At 41.0% G+C, this 19,464-nt stretch carries 12 protein-coding genes; all 12 read left to right on the top strand.

Going from position 1 to position 19,464, the window contains the following annotated elements; genetic code table 11:
- The first annotated feature begins 458 nt into the window (after positions 1 to 458).
- The 12 genes from essC (at position 459) to M3182_RS05835 (ending at position 19,456) form a co-directional block, all read left to right on the top strand.
- Positions 459 to 5,159 (top strand): type VII secretion protein EssC, encoded by a 4,701-nt coding sequence (essC, locus tag M3182_RS05890; protein ID WP_251557380.1) that lies wholly within the window; start codon positions 459 to 461, stop codon positions 5,157 to 5,159.
- The gene (locus M3182_RS05885; protein ID WP_251557379.1) at positions 5,152 to 5,403 is read left to right on the top strand and encodes a methyltransferase; all 252 of its coding nucleotides are present in this window, start codon (positions 5,152 to 5,154) and stop codon (positions 5,401 to 5,403) included. Before essC ends, M3182_RS05885 begins: the two co-directional genes overlap by 8 nt.
- A gap of 118 nt (positions 5,404 to 5,521) precedes the next feature.
- Entirely contained in the window at positions 5,522 to 6,307 is a 786-nt protein-coding gene (locus M3182_RS05880; RefSeq protein WP_251557378.1) for a hypothetical protein, read from the top strand.
- A gap of 7 nt (positions 6,308 to 6,314) precedes the next feature.
- Positions 6,315 to 7,730, top strand: a complete 1,416-nt coding sequence (locus M3182_RS05875; RefSeq protein ID WP_251557377.1) for an Mbeg1-like protein — start codon at positions 6,315 to 6,317, stop codon at positions 7,728 to 7,730.
- A gap of 20 nt (positions 7,731 to 7,750) precedes the next feature.
- Positions 7,751 to 7,942 carry a hypothetical protein gene (locus tag M3182_RS05870; protein WP_251426364.1) on the top strand — a complete coding sequence of 64 codons (192 nt, stop codon included), beginning with the start codon at positions 7,751 to 7,753 and terminating at the stop codon, positions 7,940 to 7,942.
- A 130-nt stretch (positions 7,943 to 8,072) separates the two neighbouring features.
- On the top strand, positions 8,073 to 8,375 hold the full coding sequence (locus M3182_RS05865; RefSeq protein WP_251426363.1) for a WXG100 family type VII secretion target: 303 nt from the start codon (positions 8,073 to 8,075) through the stop codon (positions 8,373 to 8,375).
- A 37-nt stretch (positions 8,376 to 8,412) separates the two neighbouring features.
- Positions 8,413 to 8,715 (top strand): pore-forming ESAT-6 family protein, encoded by a 303-nt coding sequence (locus M3182_RS05860; protein ID WP_251426362.1) that lies wholly within the window; start codon positions 8,413 to 8,415, stop codon positions 8,713 to 8,715.
- Between the two features lie 160 nt (positions 8,716 to 8,875).
- Positions 8,876 to 10,132, top strand: coding sequence for an FHA domain-containing protein (locus M3182_RS05855; RefSeq protein WP_251557376.1), 1,257 nt, complete (start codon positions 8,876 to 8,878; stop codon positions 10,130 to 10,132).
- A 32-nt stretch (positions 10,133 to 10,164) separates the two neighbouring features.
- Positions 10,165 to 10,932, top strand: a complete 768-nt coding sequence (locus tag M3182_RS05850) for a PP2C family protein-serine/threonine phosphatase (RefSeq protein WP_251557375.1) — start codon at positions 10,165 to 10,167, stop codon at positions 10,930 to 10,932.
- Positions 10,933 to 10,950: 18 nt separating this feature from the next.
- Positions 10,951 to 12,900: a serine/threonine-protein kinase gene (locus M3182_RS05845; RefSeq protein WP_251557374.1), complete on the top strand. Its 1,950-nt coding sequence runs from the start codon at positions 10,951 to 10,953 to the stop codon at positions 12,898 to 12,900.
- Between the two features lie 944 nt (positions 12,901 to 13,844).
- Complete coding sequence (locus M3182_RS05840; protein WP_251557373.1) at positions 13,845 to 14,318, top strand: hypothetical protein; 474 nt, start codon at positions 13,845 to 13,847, stop codon at positions 14,316 to 14,318.
- A gap of 14 nt (positions 14,319 to 14,332) precedes the next feature.
- On the top strand, positions 14,333 to 19,456 hold the full coding sequence (locus M3182_RS05835) for an Ig-like domain-containing protein (protein WP_251557372.1): 5,124 nt from the start codon (positions 14,333 to 14,335) through the stop codon (positions 19,454 to 19,456).
- The last annotated feature ends 8 nt before the right edge of the window (positions 19,457 to 19,464 follow it).

The following is a 19,464-nucleotide window of genomic DNA, read 5'->3' as shown; positions in this document are numbered from 1 at the left end:
GCATTTCCGTAATGATTAAAATGGTTCGCTTCTTCTATTATTTTCAGGAAAGGCACTTTTCATATCTTTTATGATAAAAAACGAACTGATAGGGGAAACAGTCTGTAAGAAAATGAAAGAGTCTGCAGTTTTAATTTATACGTACACTACTTTTGGATGATGGATTCCTATCATTTTTTGTCGTTAATAACCACGCCATAAGACTCGCTAGTCAGCGAGTTTTCTTTATTTTCTGTCAACACATGGTTATTAACAAGGACTTTCATCCTGACTACTTATTGGATAAAAAGTCCTGTTTTTTAAAGAAGTTTGCAAAACCTGTCGTTACGTTTTTCCCATTTTTGGTAAATTTACGACAAAATCCCTCAAAAGCCAAATGGCTACTTTATAATAGTGTTTAAGTTATTTTGTTACCAGATTAGTAGGATGATAGTCCTGTACCGGTGAGGGTATAGTTGATGAAACACAAACGAAAAGTCACTATCGTAAAGGTCGTTTATGCGGTCAATACGATTTATTTTTTGTTTGCTAGGGAGAGAATGGTTTTGATAATCACGCTTTTTGATCGAGAGAAAATTTTTCATCTAGTGTTGCCGGAGAAAATTACGGGGAGATATATTCTCACGACAGAAGATAAAACAGGAAATAAAGTTGACTTAATGGCGGTCGAAGCGGAAAACGGCGCGTGGTTTATCAAGTCGAACCAATACGCCTATCTAAAAGGACCACAGAACGAAAAACAATACAAAGTAAAAATGGATCCTTTCCAAACGTACACTGTTCATCGCCAAGAGGACTCGACAGCTCTTTTGTATGTTGAGCCCCTAAGTGCTGGTCGTAACGAATTTACGAAACATATTGTTACGACGAATCTTGTTCAAATTGGCCGCGCGAAAAACAGTCATATTTGTTTTGATAATCGCTTAGTTTCAAGTGCACATTGCCAAATTGAGTATGCTGCAAACGGAAAAGCGAAGATTCGTGACCAACAAAGTTCAAATGGTACATATGTGAACGGCGAGCGTGTGACAGAGAAGGCTTTGAAAGTCGGCGACGTTATTTCGATTATGGGCTTGCGGGTGATTTATAACGGGAAAATGCTGGCCTTAAATAATCCACACCATGCCGTGTTGTTGGACCGAAATGTGTTTCAGCCATTTGTTGGCGAGAAACCGGTTGTTCAAGAAGAAGAAGAGCTTGATGATTTTCTAATCAAAGAAGAAAATCCGGACCTTTTCTACCGTTCGCCACGATTCAAACGAGATATAGAGCGCAAGACCATTAAAATTGACCCACCACCATCACAAGGGAATTTAGAAGAGACTCCGTTGATGCTGATGTTAGGACCGTCGATTACGATGGGGATGGCGTCATTATTTGCCGGGTTATTTGCTGTGCAAAACGTGATGCGTAATAATGGCGATATCATGTACGCGATGCCGACGTTGATGATGAGCATTTCGATGTTAATCGGGATGGTGCTTTGGCCAATTTTAACGAAACGGTATGAAAAAAAGAAAAGAATTGCTAACGAGAAAAAACGTCAAGAAAAGTACCGTGCGTATTTAGTTGAAATGAAACAAGTGATTGAAGATGAGTGTGAACATCAAAGAACCATTCTTCACGAAAATCATATTTCGCTTCATAACTGTTTAAAACGAATCCATCAGCGCGACCGAACTCTTTGGGAACGCGGGATTGGGCAAAATGATTTTCTCAAACTCAGAGTTGGAATTGGCGATTTGCCTTTAGATGCAGAAATCAAATTCCAGGAAAAGAAGTTTACGCTTGAAGATGATGACCTTCAAGAAGCGTTGTATCAGCTGGTTGAAACGCCTCCTGTCTTAAAACAAGTGCCTGTGACGGTGTCTTTAATCGAAGAGCAAGTAAGTGGAATTATCGGCAATCGCAAAGAGGTTGCGGATTTTGCCAAAGGCATCATGTTTCAGTTAGCGGCCCTTCATAGTTATGATGAGCTCAAATTTGTGTTTTTATATGACAAACACGAGCAAGAAATTTGGCAGTTCGCTAAATGGTTGCCACATGTTTGGAATGAAGACAAAAGTGTTCGCTTCATTGCGACCGATGCAAATGAAGTAAAAGAGCTATCCGCTTATTTTGAAAAAGAAATAGCCTTTCGCCAAGAGCTGGATGATCCAGAGGAAATCACCCAGCATTATGTTGTGTTTTCAATGAGCAAAGACCTTGCAGCGAAAGCGGAAATGATCAACATGCTGTTAAAAGAGAAAAACCAAATTGGCTTCAGTTTAGTAACGATGTACGATTCGCTGGAAATGTTGCCAAAAGAATGTTCGAATGTCATAGAACTTGGCACCGACATCAGCAAAATCTACGACAAAGACGATATTTCAGGAAAGTACCAGGCTTTCCATGCTGATATCTACATGCGGGAAGACGCTGAAGAAGTGGCGCGTAAGTTAGCCAACATCCAGCTTGCCTCTTCCGTTGAGGCTTATACGCTGCCGGATATGCTGACGTTCCTCGAAATGTTCCATGTTGGCAAAGTCGAGCATTTAAACGCTCCGACAAGATGGAAGGAAAACAATCCAACCCTGTCGATTCAGACGCAAATTGGTGTGAATCAAATGGGTGAACCATTCATGATTGATTTGCATGAAAAATTTCACGGTCCGCACGGCTTGATTGCTGGGATGACAGGTTCAGGGAAAAGTGAATTTATTATGACTTTCATTCTTTCATTAGCAGTCAACTACCATCCCGACGAAGTCGCGTTTATTTTAATCGATTATAAAGGTGGCGGAATGGCGAACGCCTTTCTTGAGTTGCCGCATTTAGCTGGAACAATCACGAACTTAGACGGTGCAGCTGTAAAGCGTTCGTTGATTTCGATTCAAAGTGAATTGAAACGACGCCAAGCGATTTTTAGCGAAACAAGCCGCCGCCTTGGTGAAAGCAATATCGATATTTATAAATATCAAAAATTGTATCGTGAAGGTGTTGTAACTGAGCCGTTGCAGCATTTGTTCATGATTTCCGATGAGTTCGCGGAATTAAAAACGCAGCAGCCAGAGTTTATGGACCAACTTGTCAGTGCCGCGCGAATTGGCCGAAGTTTGGGTGTTCATTTAATTTTAGCAACCCAAAAGCCATCCGGAGTTGTTGATGACCAAATTTGGAGTAACAGTAAATTCCGCATTAGCTTAAAAGTGCAGGAAAAGGCTGACAGTATGGAAGTGATTAAACGACCAGATGCCGCAGAATTAAAGCAAACTGGGCGATTTTACTTGCAAGTTGGGTATAATGAGCTGTTTGAATTGGGGCAGTCCGCTTGGGCTGGAGCGCCTTATTATCCAACGGACAAAGTTGAAAAGCGTGAAGATGATGGCATTGTGGTCATTGATCATCTTGGTCGTGTGCAAAAGAGCGCGCGGATTGATAAGCATAAAAACATGATGAAAAATCCAGCAAAACAAATCGATGAAGTCACGAAATACTTAGCGGCGCTTGCTGATCAGGAAAATATATCCGTGAAGCCACTATGGCTGGAGCCAATTCCAGCGTTCATTTATGTAGATAAATTAAAAGCAAAATATGCTGGTGAGCAAAGAGAGCAGTTTGAGCTTCGTCCGCTGATTGGTGAATATGATGATCCTGCGAATCAACGTCAGTTGCCGTTGCATTTACCGATTACCGCGGAAGGCAACACAGTCGTGTATGGTGTGGCAGGAAGCGGAAAAACCACATTCCTGATGACGATGATACATTCTTTGATGGAAGAGCATACGCCGGAAGAAGTGAATTTGTATTTGCTTGATTTCGGGGCAGAAACATTGAACTGGTATAAAGAAGCGCCACATGTCGGGGATGTATTGTTATCGCATGATGCAGAGAAGATTGACCATCTGTTTAAAATGATGCAGAAAGAAATCGCAATGCGTAAAAAGAAATTCTCTGCTTATGGAGGCGACTTTACGACCTATAATCGGGTGGCATCGGAGCCAGTTCCGGCATGGGTGATTGTGATTCACAATTATGCGGCATTCTCCGAAATGTTTGATCGCTATGAAGAAACCGTCTCGTTCTTGACGCGTGAAGGTACCAAGTATGGCATTTATTTTGTGGTAACAGCGCTGAACACAGGGGATATTCGTTATCGCTTGTTGCAAAACTTTAAGCAACTTTATGTGTTGCAGTTGAATGACCAATCGGAGTATTCCGGAGTGTTAGGAAATGTAGATGGTGTGTATCCTTCGAAGTTTAAAGGACGAGGAATTTTTAAAACGGACGATGTGTATGAATTCCAAATTGCAAATATATCGAAGCAGGCGACAGATCGTTATCGCTTTATTACCGAATATAGCCGAACAAAACGTCAGGATTGGAATCGAGGGGGAGCGAAGCGAATCCCAATTCTTCCTGAACAGGTTGATCTTAATTATTTACAAGAAGATGCGGCGTTTAAAACGTCTATACGAGTTCCAATGGGAGTCGAAAAAGAAACGTTAGCAACACATTATCACGATTTTTATGATGAGTTTGTTCACCTTGTCACAGCCACAACTGCTGAAGATTGTGCGCCATTTATGCAAGGATTGGCAGAAGTTTTATCAGCGAAAGCAAATGGTGAAGTCATCGTGCTTGATGCGGAAGAAAACTTTGTTTTTGATGAACAGCGAGGATACCACTATGTCACTGGTGCGAACTTATTAGAAGCGAAAGTTGTCGAGTTGTTCAATACATTGGTGTATCGAAACAACACGACGAAAGAAGCGGAAGAAGCTGGGGAAAAGCCGCCAGAATTTGAACAAGTCACTTATCTAATTCCGTCATTTACGGCGTTGAATAGTGAGTTATCCGCAGATGGTCAGGATAAAGTGAAAGTGTTCTTAGAACATGGAGATAAGCTAAACGTTACGATTGTGTTGGCAGATGCAGTGGATAAATGGAATAGTTTCACATTTGAGCCTTGGTTCCAAAAGCAAGCGTCGTTAAGCGATGCGATTTGGATTGGCAATGGCATTACCGATCAATACACATTGAAAATCACGAAAATCACGAATGATATGTACGGGGAGCTTCCAGATGGCTTTGGTTATATCATTCAAAAAGGCAAAGTCAAGAAAGTGAAGCTGTTGACCACAGTTATGCAAGAAGAGGAGGCTGTGCAATATGCATAAAATCCTTGTTGAAATTTACAACCCTGCAGCGGAGAAGTCCTATGATGTGTTTATTCCGTTAAAAAGCAAATTGTATGAAGTGAGCTTTTTGTTATCGAACGCGATCTCCGAACTATCTGAGGGTTATTATCAAGCTTCTGATCAAACCGTGCTATGTGACCGCTATACAGGCGAAATTTTTGATATCAACCAAACTGTTGAGGAACTAGGGTTGAAGAATGGTTCTAAGTTGATGTTGTTGTGATGCGGAGTGGAGAGGAACCTCGGTAGTGAACGTTGAATGGTGAAAACTGGATGGTGCCAGGCACCATCCAGAAATTGGATATAGTAGGTGCCTTGCACAGGAAAAAGGTGATACACAGATGAATGACAAAAAAAGAGTCCTTTTGATACTGCTTCTGTTGATGATTGGAATAGGAGGAACTGGTTGTATGAATGCTGGCAATGACTCAAATTTTGAAGAGCGAGCGTTAGCTTATATAGAAGACAAATATGATCGTGAATTTGAAAAAGAGTGGGTGAAAGAGGGAAGTGATGTTTTCGCCAATCTTTACGGTGAAGAGAAGCTAACAGTTCATCCAAAGGAGAATCCTGAGGTGGTATTTACGATTCAAAAAGACGGTCAGGACTTTGTTGAAACCTATATACCAGCAAAATGGGCCAGTGAACTACAAACGATGCTTGAAGAAGACATCAGCAAAGAACTTCCAGAGGGAGCAGAGTTTAAGGTGAATTTACGGAATACTAATTTTAATGAATCCATGTCCGAACTATCCGTAGATGAATTTCTTGCAGAAAACAAAAATGTCACAGTTAGTGTCATCATTGGGATTAAAACAGAAGGTAAACCTGATGTTGATCAATACAGTCAAGGGATCTACAACATTTACAACTTAGTAAAAAATCTAGAGGTAAAAAAGTATGTTGTTTCTGTAGGACTAGTGGATGAATCAGAGGACATTTCTGATTTTATTCGGACGTCGTATGTGAATAACATAACTTGGTCCAATTTAGATGCCAAGGTGTACGGAGAAGTAAATGTAGATGAGAGATTAAATCCAGACCAACCAAGCGACATGATTGATGACAGTTTAATCCTTCATAGCCCTGCAAATATTGCAGAAAACTATGAAGCGTTTGGGGAGTGATTGAGCCATGTCACTCACGGATTTAACTGAACAGGAAAAAAATCTCTTGCTACAACTTTCGTATCTAGATTTGCCACCTGAAACAAAAGTGAATGGGAAAAAGCCAATTTCCTTTGAGGATACAATTGCTACTATTGACGTTGATACATTACCGGGGGATGCAAAGGACCGGTATCAGGCGATATCCAACTATTTAACACATTCCCCAAATTCAGCTTTAAAGGACCTCCAATTGGTTGGGTACCGAAATCACAATCCTAACGCTGGAAACACAACTGGTGGGACGGCTGAATCTGGTTTCGTTGGATATGCTTTTAAGGATTCACAAGGCAACGGGGCTGCTATCTACCGAGGAAGTGAAAACCCAGGTGACTCAGCCCATTTAAAGACAGATTGGCTATCTAATTTCCAGGCTGGTTTAGGGATGGAAATTGAACAACAACTGGAGGCGAACCAATTTTATCAGGATTTTATCCAGGGTTTAGAGGGAGACCAGTTGGTTTTTGGCCATTCAAAGGGAGGAAACCTAGCTGCCTATGTCCTTGTACATAATTATCAAGAAAATAGTGAGCTACAATCCTACATTATCAATGGAGCACCTTTAGCATGGTGGATGTTAGAGGATGAACAGAGAGAAATTTTAAAAGGCGACCGCAACACCTTTATCGTCTACGAAGGGGATATTGTTCATCAACTCGGCTACGCCCCATATGTGGATAAATCGGTGAAGTTGACTGAAAACGACTATGATGATCCGTTTTACCCTCACTACGAAACAAGTGTCACGTTTGGCGAAAACGGGGACTTTGTCGGTGCTTATGACGGGAAGAAGTGGTACAGCGACATCGCTGATTTTGGATCGATCATCGGGATGTTTGCTGGGGGCTTAGTCGGCAAAGCTCGTGATTGGGTATCTGAGCAAATCGCCGCGATTCGAAATGCAACCTTAAGCGTCATTCATTCGACAGTCAGAGGGTTGACAGCGGCAGCCAATGCCGTCATCAACAGTGTAGTTGGCTTTGTTGAGAGTGTGCGCCAGGTAACGGGTCAGGCGATTCAAGGATTACGTAACTATTTTGATCATGTCGTAACTAATACTAGATTAATGTTTTCTAGTTTCATAGGTTCGATTACAGGTAACAACTTTTCAGTCGAGCCTTATTTAAAAGTAGATGTCCAACGATTAGCGTATTATTCAAGTCGCTTGCAAACGATTAAACGAAAAACGGATCAACTCAATCGGCGAATTGATGAATTATATTTAGAGGTCGGACTGCGTGGAATCGACAATGTGTTCCGCGCCGATATGCTCACGACATTTGATTGGCAGATTAAGCAAAACATCGACTATTTAAACAAAACGGCAGCCCTAGTAGAGAGAGCGGAATCACTATTAGTAGGCAAAGCCAGGTCCATTACTTAAGTGGATGGAGGAACGAACTGATGGATAAAAATGTTCAACATAAAGTGAATAGCATCATTTACGAAATCAACTCCATTGCTAGAGAACTAGAAGACATTGCAAATGGATTGGGCAAAGAGTTTAAAGGAATTGGTTCATCAAAAAGTGCCAACAGCCTCCAGAGCGTAGCCAATAAATACCGCCGCGTAGGCTATGAACTTCGAAAACTATAGAACTTCTACTGGAAAATAACTGGATGGTGCCTGTCACCTACCAATAAATTGGTAGGTGACAGGCACCATCCAGAAAACTACCAGCCAATGGTAGCTTTACTTGGTGTTCATGTGTGAGGAGGTGAAAGGAATGGCAAGATCAATTATGGTCGATCCAGCTCGTTTAGAAGAGGCTTCTAACAAAATGGATCAGCAAACAGCTGAGTATGAAAGATTGTACAAAGCTTTATTTAATGAAGTGGAAGCAATGCAAGCAGCATGGCAAGGACAAGATAACGTTGCATACGTCACTCAAATCAAAGGATTTATGGACGATTTCCAACAAATGTCCCAGCTTATGAGACAATACTCTGACTTCTTGAAAATGAGTGCAAAAACTTACCGCAACACTCAAGGTGAAGTCGTGAACGCAGCAAGACGCTTAACAAACTAATCAAACTAAAAACCCAATTCAATAGGAGGTGGACTAAATGGCAGCTGAAGGAATTAAAATTTCCCTTAATGAGGTTAGTGCTACGGCCAGCCAAATCCGTAACCTAAACCAAAACCTAGCCGCTCGTCTTGACGACATGAAGCGCGAAATGAACAACCTAAGCAGCACATGGAATTCTGATGCTTCGAACACCATTCGTGGCAACTTCAATGCATTGCAACCAAAATTTGAAAACTTCCGTGAAATCGTTGAGAGTTATGCAAAATTCTTGGATCAAACGGTTGATTCATACAACGCGACAGAAACAGCCATCAATAACAACGCAAGTGCGTTTAAGTAAGAGTTGTTTCGCGTTACAGAGTTGTTGTTCCTAACGTTCTTCAACTATGGAGCGTTAGGAACATCATCCTAACAGAAGTACGATTTTACCTAATTTAATTGAGGCAAACCAAGCTTGACATGAGAGAAGAAAATGTCCTGTGAAAATGGAGAGAGAGGCAATGTTAAACAATTTGGAACTACAAACAGAAAACTATGGAATATCAACGTTCTTATTTTATGAAGTTCCCGATGGGAAAGAGCTAGATAGAGCGGAATTAGAGGCCATAAGCGAGCGGAAATTTGCTTGTTTATTACCATGGGCAGTGCTCAAAAAAGAGGAGACAGTATATCTACGCTATGAGCAAATCTCGGATATCCACTTAGGGAGACTAACCGCCCAATCGCTCACACAAAAAGAGTTTCGCGACTTTTTAACGAGACTGCTTCAAAGCCTGCTAGACATCCAGAATAGCGGGTTACACTTCAAGCATCTTTTACTAGATCCTAAATACATTTTCCTTGATCATTTTTCAAAACGACTTGTGTTTATCTATATCCCGATAAAGGATCATGTTTTTAAAAAAGGATCATTAAAACAATTTTTACAAAGCTGGTTTGCCTCAATTCAATTTGATGAAACAGAGGATGGACGGTTTTATGTAAAACTACATAACTATTTAGCGAGTGTTGAAGAGGTTGAGGTGGAAGCACTCCAAGAAAAGCTTCGTGAATGGCAAGGGAGTCAACTCTTTGAAAATGAAAGTTCGTCAGCTACAGAGACAAAGGAGGATGACGCCTCTGCTCACTTTTATCGTCCAGGAAGTGTAATGAGTGAAACCGCTACTTCCATTGAAAATGGCATTCTAACTTCCGAATATACCTCTAAGAAAAAAGACAAGAAAACTAGTCGAAAACTGGAAATCGAAGAAGAAGTCCAATATAAGCGAATAACGCGCACTGAGTTAGATAATGGGGATTCGCTTTTAAAAGGAGCCACATCACTTGGAGGTACGTCAATTAATATTGCCCCAAATCTAGGCCCAACTGATATTGCTGAAGAAGAAGGGACAACGGTCCTTGGGGCTAATCAAAATCTAGAAGAAGAAGGAACAACGACGCTTGGAGTACAAGGCGCCTCATTAAATCGTCCCTTCCTGCTTTGTCAGTCAACGAAAGAGAAGATTACGCTATCGAAAGCAGTATTTAAAATCGGCCGTGACCCGTCACAGGCTGACTATGCGACGCAAAACAAAGTTGTTGGCCGTGTTCATGCAGAACTGCTGACAATCGATGGAGAATATTTCTTAATCGATAAACAGTCGCGGAACGGAAGCTATCTGAATGGCGTTAAGTTGATTCCGAATGAAAAGTTCAAGATTAAGCATGAAGATGTGATCAAACTCGCGAACGAAGAGTTCATGTTTAAAGTGTTTTAAAGGTAATTTTAAAAAAGACAGAGGGTAGAAAAATGACCATTGTTACGTCATACCATACAGATGTTGGAATTAAAAAGAAGGCAAATCAAGATGCATTGTTGTTGAAAACAGCCAAGACCCCTAAAGGAGATGTCGGCTTGTTCGCAATATGTGATGGCATGGGCGGTCTAGCTCAAGGGGAACTGGCAAGTGCCACAGTCATCAGAGGCTTGTCCGAGTGGTTTGATACGCAAATGCCTAGATTGGTAGACTCGGACAGACTTGGAGAAGAAATCTGTGCAGAACTAGAAAGCTGTATTCAGCAATTGAATGAGAAAATCTTTCAATATGGCGACGCGTCGTCGGTAAAATTGGGCACCACTTTGACCGCGCTCGTCATGGTTTATGGCCAGTATTTTATTGCACATGTAGGAGATAGTCGCGCTTACCGCCTATGGCCGACCTTTGCTCAGTTGACGGAAGATCAAACCTTAGTCGCGCGTGAAGTCGCCAGAGGCAATATTACGGCAGAACAAGCGAAGATCGATCCCCGCCGAAATGTGTTATTGCAATGTGTCGGGGCCACGCCGGAAATTGACATTAAATTTTTAACAGGCAATGTAGACGAGAACTCTGTGTTTTTACTATGTTCCGATGGTTTTTATCATGAAATTACAGCAAACGAACTTACCAAGCAATTTCATGTGGACAAGCTAACTGAAGCTTCACAAATAAAAAACAACATCGTCGAGTCAATCGAGACAGTAAAAGCACGAGACGAAATCGATAACATCTCCGTTATCGTTGTAAAAGTAAGTTAAGCACCGGAGGCGTTATTTTTGATACAAATAGGATCCGTTATTGATGACAGATATGAAATTTTAAAAGAAATCGGGCGCGGTGGAATGAGTATTGTCTATCTAGCGATGGACAACCGCCTGAATAAATCATTGGTGGTCAAGGATATTCGCAAACGGCAGCATAGCAACAATGAGCTGCTCATTAACAGCTTAATTGTTGAAGCGAATATGCTGAAAAAATTGGACCACGGTGCCTTGCCGAAAATCTATGACATCATCGATTCTGAAGGTGATATTTATGTGGTCATGGATTATATCGAAGGGGAGTCGCTCAAAGAGAGGCTAAAGCGAGATCAGAAAATACCAGCGGACGAAGTCATTGAGTGGGCCAAGCAGCTGGCGGCTGTTTTAGACTATCTGCATACAAGAAAGCCGTACCCGATTATCTATCGTGATATGAAGCCAGATAACATCATGCTCACTCCGGAAGGGAAAATCAAACTCATTGATTTTGGGATTGCGCGTGAATTTAAATCGGAGAATGTTACCGATACAACGAATTTAGGAACGAAATCGTATGCTGCCCCAGAACAGCTTTCCGGCAAACAAACCGATGCCCGTACCGATATCTATAGTTTAGGTGTCACACTTTATCATCTTGTTACCGGAAAAAGCATCAATGAGCCACCGTTTGAACTAAAACCGATTCGTCACTGGGATTCCACTCTCCCAGAGGGGCTTGAGCATATTATCGTGAAAGCGACGCAAGCTGAGCCTAACAATCGCTATCAAACGAGCGCTGAGCTGTTATACGATTTTGAGAATATCAACAAGTTAACAAAGGGATATAAAAATAAGCTCAAGAAAAAGCTAGCATTCTTTCTTGTTCCTGCTGTCTTGTGTCTTGCTTTTACTGGTACCGCTGTTTACGGCTATAAAGGCGTTAAAAACACTGAGTTTGAGGATTATATGCGCCTGGTGAATGAAGCGACTGTTTATAGCATTGATGATGAAGATACCAAAGCGATTGAAACGCTGGAACGAGCGACGACGGTTGCTCCATCAAGGTCGGAAGCGTATATCAATTTAATTGATTTGTATGTGGACCGAAACGAAGTCGACACCGGGCTTACCCAAGTGGAAACCTATATTGAAGATAAGTACGGTGACATTCATAAAAATAATGAAGTCCGCTTTAAAATGGGGATGACATATTTTGATCTTAAGCGACATTATTCAGAGGCATTGCGTCACTTTAATGCCGTTGATGAGGAAGTCATCCCCGATGTTCAGTACTACAAATCGCTTGCGACGACGATGAGCTCAATGAATATTGACTACGACAAGTTTGCTGATGCTTTGCTAGCGTTCGAGAAGTATAATGATGGGCTGCCAAATGATCGTAACAAAATCGATAATTACCATTCTTTGTCGAATATTTACATTTCTTACAAAGGGCAAATTCCGGATGCGAATACAAAAACGATTGCTATTGTTGACAAGGCGTACGAGGTTCTAGAGCTGGTTAATAGTGAAAATATTCTTTTAAGCTATGAAATAGATTTCGAGCAGAAGTTGGCTCAAGCCTATTACAGCCGCGGAGTGAACTCGAAAGATCAAGTAGCAGCTCGCGAAGATTATGAAAAGGCGATTGAACATTACCATACGCTGCTTGACTTGAATGTGGATCAAGAAGATGTATTGATTCGAATTGGGACCATTTATCAAGAAATGGGCGAGGCGGCTCGTGCGGTCGAGCAGTTTGATTTAGCGTTAAAAGAATTCCCAGAAAGCATCGATGCCCATATCAAACTCGGAAACTTATTGCTAGATATTGAACAAAGCAAAGCCGAAGGCAAACGAAACTATAAACAAGCCGTTAAAATTTACGATGAAGCTCGCTCCTTAACAGGTGCACAAGACAACGACGCCTTTAAAAAACTAACAAGGCGATTCGACAACCTCAATATTGATGTTGATTCCTATTAAAATAGGAAACTTGAGTTTATATGATCGTTTATGAGAAACAGTCACAAAGGCAGTTCTACGTGCCCGAACTTGTTTGAAAAGAGGGAGATTGGTCACGTATAAGAGTTCTCAGTGCCCATAGCCGGTAAAAAAAGTAGTGAATGGTAACTGAGGGAGTCACTCAGTGCCCGTAGCCGGTAAAAAAAGAGGTGAATGGTAACCGAGGAAAGCTCTCGATGCCCGTAGCCGGTAAAAAAAGTAGTGAATGGTAAATGAGGGAGTCTCTCAGTGCCCGTGGCCGATAAAAAAAGTAGTGAATGGTAAACGAGGAAAGCTCTCGATGCCCATAGCTGATAAAAAAAGTAGTGAATGGTAAATGAGGGAGTCACTCAGTGCCCGTAGCCGATAAAAAAAGTAGTGAATGGTAAACGAGGAAAGCTCTCGATGCCCATAGCTGATAAAAAAAGTAGTGAATGGTAACCGAGGGAGTCTCTCAGTGCCCGTAGCCAATAAAAAAAGTAGTGAATGGTAACTGAGGGAGTCTCTCAGTGCCCGTAGCCGGTAAAAAAAGTAGTGAATGGTAACTGAGGGAGTCTCTCAGTGCCCGTAGCCGATAAAAAAAGTAGTGAATGGTAACCGAGGAAAGCTCTCGATGCCCATAGCTGATAAAAAAAGTAGTGAATGGTAACTGAGGGAGTCTCTCAGTGCCCGTAGCCGATAAAAAAAGTAGTGAATGGTAACCGAGGGAGTCACTCAGTGCCCGTAGCCAATAAATAAAGTGACATACGGTAACCGAGAGACACTATCAAAGCCCATCCACATTAGAAAAAGCAACAAGTGGTAAAAGAGAGTTGACTCTCTCGTTAACCTTCAGAGACTAGTATAGGAATACAACCCAAGTTTATAAAACTGCATTCTAGCAGTCTATATAAAGCAATTTGATCACAATCGCAAGGTGGGGGGAAATGGAATATCAAATCATGTATTACGGAGGCATGGCGGGCGCAATTATAACGCTCATTCTCTCCATCATTTTTTATTTTAAAATGGGGATCGCCCAAGTGGTGGAAGATTTATTTGGCATTCGCCTTCGTAAAAAGAAAGCATCAAGACAAAATTCAGACGAAGAAGCAGCAGAAAAGAAATTCACTAAAGAAATTATGATCAAAAAGCAGTACAGTCAAGTTGCGGCTGCTAAGGAAGGGCTAAATCATGATGGAGATAGTAGGCATTATGAGACAGCGCTCATGGCAGCAGCGACGGAAGAAACGGCCTTGCTTGGGCCGGAGGAAATCGAAGAAACGACTTTGTTAACATCTGATGCAGACGAAACAACGGTTTTATCAGAAGAGATGGACGAAACCACGCTCCTGACTGAAGCGCCGTATTTTCAAAACGAACTAGATATTGTTGTCGTTCATTCAGACACGAAAATTTAAGAGGAGTTAGAATTATGACGGAAATCATATCAAAAAAGTATAACAAGAATAAGTCGTTGATTTGGATATTAGCAGGTAGTCTGTTGCTTCTGTCTGTTCTCTTCTTTACGACGAACGCTTTTTCATTCGACAGTGCGAAGCGATTCATTGTTTTTAAAGAAGATAGTTGGAATCTAGCCAATGAGCAGGATCCCAATTGGCAAACGAATGAAGCGACAATCAGCTTTACAGTCGACTTAAAAGAAGATTACCAAAAGAATATTCAAGCTGATGAAGAAGCAGCAAAGAAAGCAGCTGAAGAATTAAAAGCAAAGCAGGAAGCTGAAGCAAAGAAAGCAGCCGAAGAATTAAAAGCAAAACAAGAGGCTGAAGCAAATCAAGATGCTCCAGCGGATTCCGAGACCACCCCTCCAACTGAAGAGGAAGGTGACTCTAGCGATTCAACCGAAGATAAAATAGAGCAGCCAGAACAACCAGTTGAACAACCAACTCCTGTGACTGATTACGCAGCAGAACGACCATTTAAAATCGCGACTTCTTATAATGGCAAGGGAGTTACACCAGAAATCCAGCCAGTTGGTGGTGACAATTTTAAAGGGGAGTATCTGGTTACCGTTAAGCTACCCGCAGATAGCCCGGACGCGGAATTCAAAGCGAATGTAGTATTTACGAAAGGGAATGAATGGAAGATTCCTGCTCAGTCTAATCGTTTCACAATTGACCGTGATGCAACGGCTCCAGAAGTGAAACTGAGCACAAGGGTAGGAACGGAATATTTTACGGATGGCTTTTTTACAAAAGATACCGTCTACGTGTCAATTGAAGTAGATGACAAACATTTTGATGAAAAACAAACAGACGTTTCGATTACAAAGGATGAACTCTCTTTAACACCGAAAATCGAGTGGAAAGAAAAGAAGGATGGTACTGGTTATACAGCGAACTTAAGTTTCGATCAAACTGGATACTATGATATTGAAGTTAATGGACGAGATTCGTTTGGGAACGAGAGCAAGCCTGTCAAAACGTCGTTTGGAATCTATAACCAAGGTCCGACATTGACGATTGAAAATGCGACAGAAAATAGCCATTATCGTGAAGAAGTGAAGTTAATCGTAAACGGTGATCTTCCAATTCATGAAGCTTCAGCAAAGATTGAGAAAACGGTCGATGGCGAAACAACAGAGGAAGTAAAATCCTTTACTAGAGAAAAAGCAAAGAAATATGCTCTTGAATTAGAAAAAGATGGAGATTACAAAGTCACTGTGACGGTGAAGGATAGCCGAAATCGAGATGGACTCGTGCTAGAAAGCACTTCATTTACGATTGATAAAGTAGCTCCAGAAATCAGTGTAAATGGTGTTAAAGATAAAGGCGAATACAAGGAAGCAGTCGAAGTTGCGTTGAAAGCGACTGATCTGAACCTTGACAAAAATTCAACTCGCCTGTGGGTTACTCATGAATATAAAGAAAAGGAAGATATGAAAACCTATAAGGGCGAAGAGGCTTTTGAAAAACTGAACCTTTCGGCTGAAGGGGACTATACCCTGGAAGCAAAAAGTATGGATAGAGCAGGAAATATTAGCAGCAAACAGCTATCTTTCACGATTGATTCATCAGTTCCTGTACTTGTATTATCGGAAGTTAGCGGTTTTTATAATAAAGAGGTAAAAATTGCTGCAACTGCTGAAGATCGAACGCTAGATTTAGAAAAAACAAACCTACAAGTAACAAAAGATGATGAACCGTATTCAGAAGAATTGAAGTTTAAAAGTATAGAAGATACAAAAGCAGCGCTCGAACATACTTTTAAAGAGGATGGAACGTATCAACTGAAGTTAACTGCAACAGACCGTCTCGGCCAACAAGCAAAAGAGATCAAACGCAATTTTACACTGGATCAAACTGCACCAGTTGCGAACATCTCAACAATTGACGCTGAGGCAGAATACAATGCCGACCAAGAAATTACGATTTCGGTAAGCGACCTACACTTGGACCAATATCAAGTTGAAGTAAAGAAAAATGGCGAAGCGTACGAAGTTGAGCCATTAAAACTTGAAGAAGATACTGCAAAAACAAAGCATCTGTTCAAGGAAGATGGCGTTTATGAAATTACCGTAACGGGCCAAGATAAAGCGAAAAATCAAGTTGCATTGACCAAAACGTTTACGATTGATACCGATGCACCTGATATTCAATTCTCAGGCATTAAAAACGGTAAGCATACCAATGCGGAAAAAGTAGATGTGACGCTAAGCGTTCATGACTTTACGTTTAATAAAAACAAGACGACCGTTGAAATAACACGGACAAACCGCGATGAAGTGACAGAGTTGAAGCCTGAAAAATGGACGATTTTAAAAGAATTGAAGTGGCGCTTCGGCGGCCAAATGGATCTTTCTTTTAAAGAAGAAGGCGATTATCAGATCACCGTTACTTCAGAAGATAAATTCGGAGTGAAAAATACAGCTACGCATGAATTTACAATTGATCGAACAGCTCCTGTTGTAACCATGAAAGGAATTGCTGAGGGAGACTTTGTTCAAAAGGGTGAAGTCATTGTAGGAGTAACCGAATATTATCATGACAGCAATGATGTTAAAGTCGTTGTTGAAAAAGAAGGCGTTGCTAAAGAAGTACCGTTTGAAAATAAAGAAGAGCATTCGAAACTAGAACTTGTATTTGACAAAGATGGTGACTTTAAAGAAGACGGTGATTATAAAATTACCGTAGCTGCGGAAGACGAAGCTGGAAATAAGGCTACGGTAGAAAAATCAACCCTAACTCGTACGTTCACAATCGATACGATCAAACCAAAGATTCAAATTTTAGATGCGAAAACGGGTTCTGCTGTGAAAAACAAGGACTATGATGCTGAAAATAAAGTGGTTTCGATTGTAGTGGATGAACATAATTTCGCAAATAACCAAGTAAACATTGAAGTTACTGCGACTAACACTGTAACAAATGAGAGAAAAAAGGTCTCAGTCGGAGATTGGGATGTTTGGAATGAAACTTCCAAGCTTAAAATGAAATTCGAAGAAGAATTTGAATACAAGATTTCTGTCACTTCGAAGGATAAAGCAAAGAACGAAGCGGACGCTCAAACAGTAATATTCACGGTCGACCATACAAACCCAGAACTAGAAATCAGTGGAATTGAAGATGGCGAGCATTATAAACGGAAAAAAGCAACTTTCCGGGTAGATGATACCAATATTGATTTAAATAAAACGAACTTAAAAGTTCTTCGTAATGGACAAGCTTATCCAGTAGGAAAGCTAACAGCTTCAGGTAAAACTGTCGGGTCACGCACATTTGATTTTACCGAAGAAGGGAACTACGAAGTGTTCTTGAATTCTACGGATAAAGCGGGACGAAAAACGACTCATAAGCCGATTGCGTTTATTATCGACCACACCAACCCGGTCGTGAAAGTTGATGGCGTAGAACAAGACTCGTTTAACCCAAGTAGCAAAAAGGTAACGATTTCGGTTAACGAGAAAAACTACGCAACCAATGATGTGGAATTAAATGTTACAAAAAATGGAGCACCATTTAATATCGGAAAGTTTGTCACAACGAAACAGGCCTACTCACAGCTAAGCCATAACTTTACTCAAGACGGCTTGTATACCATTTCCGCCTCATCAATTGATAAGGCTGGCAATGGACCGGTTTCCGTTAAACGGACATTTACCATTGATAAAACAAATCCAGCTATTGAAATCACTGGAGTCGAAAACGGTGCCTATTATAATGTAGATAAACCAGTTCAAATAGCGATTCGTGATGTAAACTTGGATGTCAATAAAGTCACTGTGACTCGAAATGGAGCTAGATACAATGCTGGTGGCTTTTCTGTAAATGGCCAACTTGCATCTTTCAGTCATAATTTTAGTGGTGAAGGTGAATATCATATCGTTGTCGATGCAACGGACCAAGCAGGAAACTCTTTCTCAAGAGAAGTTCAGTTTACAATTGATAAAACAGATCCGGTGATCACGCCTAAGTTTAAAGGACAAAGTCGAGTGATTAAAGATGGCGAGTATATCAATGAAATATTCACACCTGAATTTGCTCTTGGCCACCAAGATGATTCCATTGTGTCGGTTACCTTAAATGGAAAGAGCGTGGGCAAAGTATCTCCAACGGCATCAAAGGAAATGGACTATGAATATCAAGTGTTAGCAAGAGATAAAGCGGGAAATGAGTCGACGCTAAAGATAAGTTTTACGTTAGATACGACAAGCCCTAAAGTATCGATAACAGGTGTTATTGATGGCTATTTTAATGAAAATATTGCACCAGTTGTCACTTATTCTGATGTTCATTTAGACCGAAAGAAAGTTTCAATTACATTAAATGGACAACCTTATCGCAATAACACGAAGCTTGATCAAGAAGGAGATTATGTGTTAAAAGCGACGGTTGCTGATTTGGCTAATAATGTGACTACAAGGACGATTGTATTCTCAATTGATAAATCTAAGCCGGTTATTACGTTTAAAGAGCCAATTTCAGAGAAGTATTTTAATAGTGATTTAATTCCAGACCTTCTGATTGAGGACTTCAGTGCTTATGACGTGATTACCATGACGTTAAATGGTCAGGATTATCAGTTAGGAGATCCAATTACTTCTGAAGGAAAGCATGTGCTCTACTTCGAGGTCAAAGACAAAGCTGGGAATGTTCAGCAATTAAGCGTCGAGTTTATGATTGATAAAACACCGCCGAAAGTGGTCTTTGACGGAGTCGAGAAGGACGGTACGTACTACGAACCAGTTAAGGTTGCGATTCGTCTTGATAGTCCGACTGATAAAGTGAAAGCTGTGCTAATCAACGGAGAGTTATATGATTTTAATACAACCGAAGATGCAAACGGCTTTACCGTTTATTCAACGACACTAGCGGATTTCGGCTCATATGAAATTGAAGTCATCGCGGAAGATGACGCAGGAAATGAATCAAAGACAGTATTACCGTTCGAAATTGCTGAGAAATCTGCAATTGTGAAGCTATATGAAAACAAACCAGTATTCGCCGGATCCATTATCGGCGTCATCGCCGCGCTAGGACTAGCCGTAGCACTGCTGGTAAGAAGAAGAAAAACAGCCACAGCTGAAGAAGAATAAGTGGTGGG

It is taken from the genome of Mesobacillus maritimus, assembly GCF_023715205.1.
Classification (GTDB): Bacteria; Bacillota; Bacilli; order Bacillales; family Cytobacillaceae; genus Mesobacillus_B; species Mesobacillus_B maritimus_C.
Note: the sequence above shows the minus strand (reverse complement) of the source record. Positions and strands in the feature narration are given on the sequence as shown.

Bases quoted from the DNA above. Each gene is read 5' to 3' on its own strand.
- M3182_RS05875 (WP_251557377.1), top strand. From the start codon at position 6,315: ATGTCACTCACGGATTTAACTGAACAGGAAAAAAATCTCTTGCTACAA.
- M3182_RS05885 (WP_251557379.1), top strand. From the start codon at position 5,152: ATGCATAAAATCCTTGTTGAAATTTACAACCCTGCAGCGGAGAAGTCC.
- M3182_RS05855 (WP_251557376.1), top strand. From the start codon at position 8,876: ATGTTAAACAATTTGGAACTACAAACAGAAAACTATGGAATATCAACG.
- M3182_RS05850 (WP_251557375.1), top strand. From the start codon at position 10,165: ATGACCATTGTTACGTCATACCATACAGATGTTGGAATTAAAAAGAAG.
- M3182_RS05835 (WP_251557372.1), top strand. From the start codon at position 14,333: ATGACGGAAATCATATCAAAAAAGTATAACAAGAATAAGTCGTTGATT.
- M3182_RS05860 (WP_251426362.1), top strand. From the start codon at position 8,413: ATGGCAGCTGAAGGAATTAAAATTTCCCTTAATGAGGTTAGTGCTACG.
- M3182_RS05870 (WP_251426364.1), top strand. From the start codon at position 7,751: ATGGATAAAAATGTTCAACATAAAGTGAATAGCATCATTTACGAAATC.
- essC (WP_251557380.1), top strand. From the start codon at position 459: ATGAAACACAAACGAAAAGTCACTATCGTAAAGGTCGTTTATGCGGTC.
- M3182_RS05865 (WP_251426363.1), top strand. From the start codon at position 8,073: ATGGCAAGATCAATTATGGTCGATCCAGCTCGTTTAGAAGAGGCTTCT.
- M3182_RS05840 (WP_251557373.1), top strand. From the start codon at position 13,845: ATGGAATATCAAATCATGTATTACGGAGGCATGGCGGGCGCAATTATA.
- M3182_RS05880 (WP_251557378.1), top strand. From the start codon at position 5,522: ATGAATGACAAAAAAAGAGTCCTTTTGATACTGCTTCTGTTGATGATT.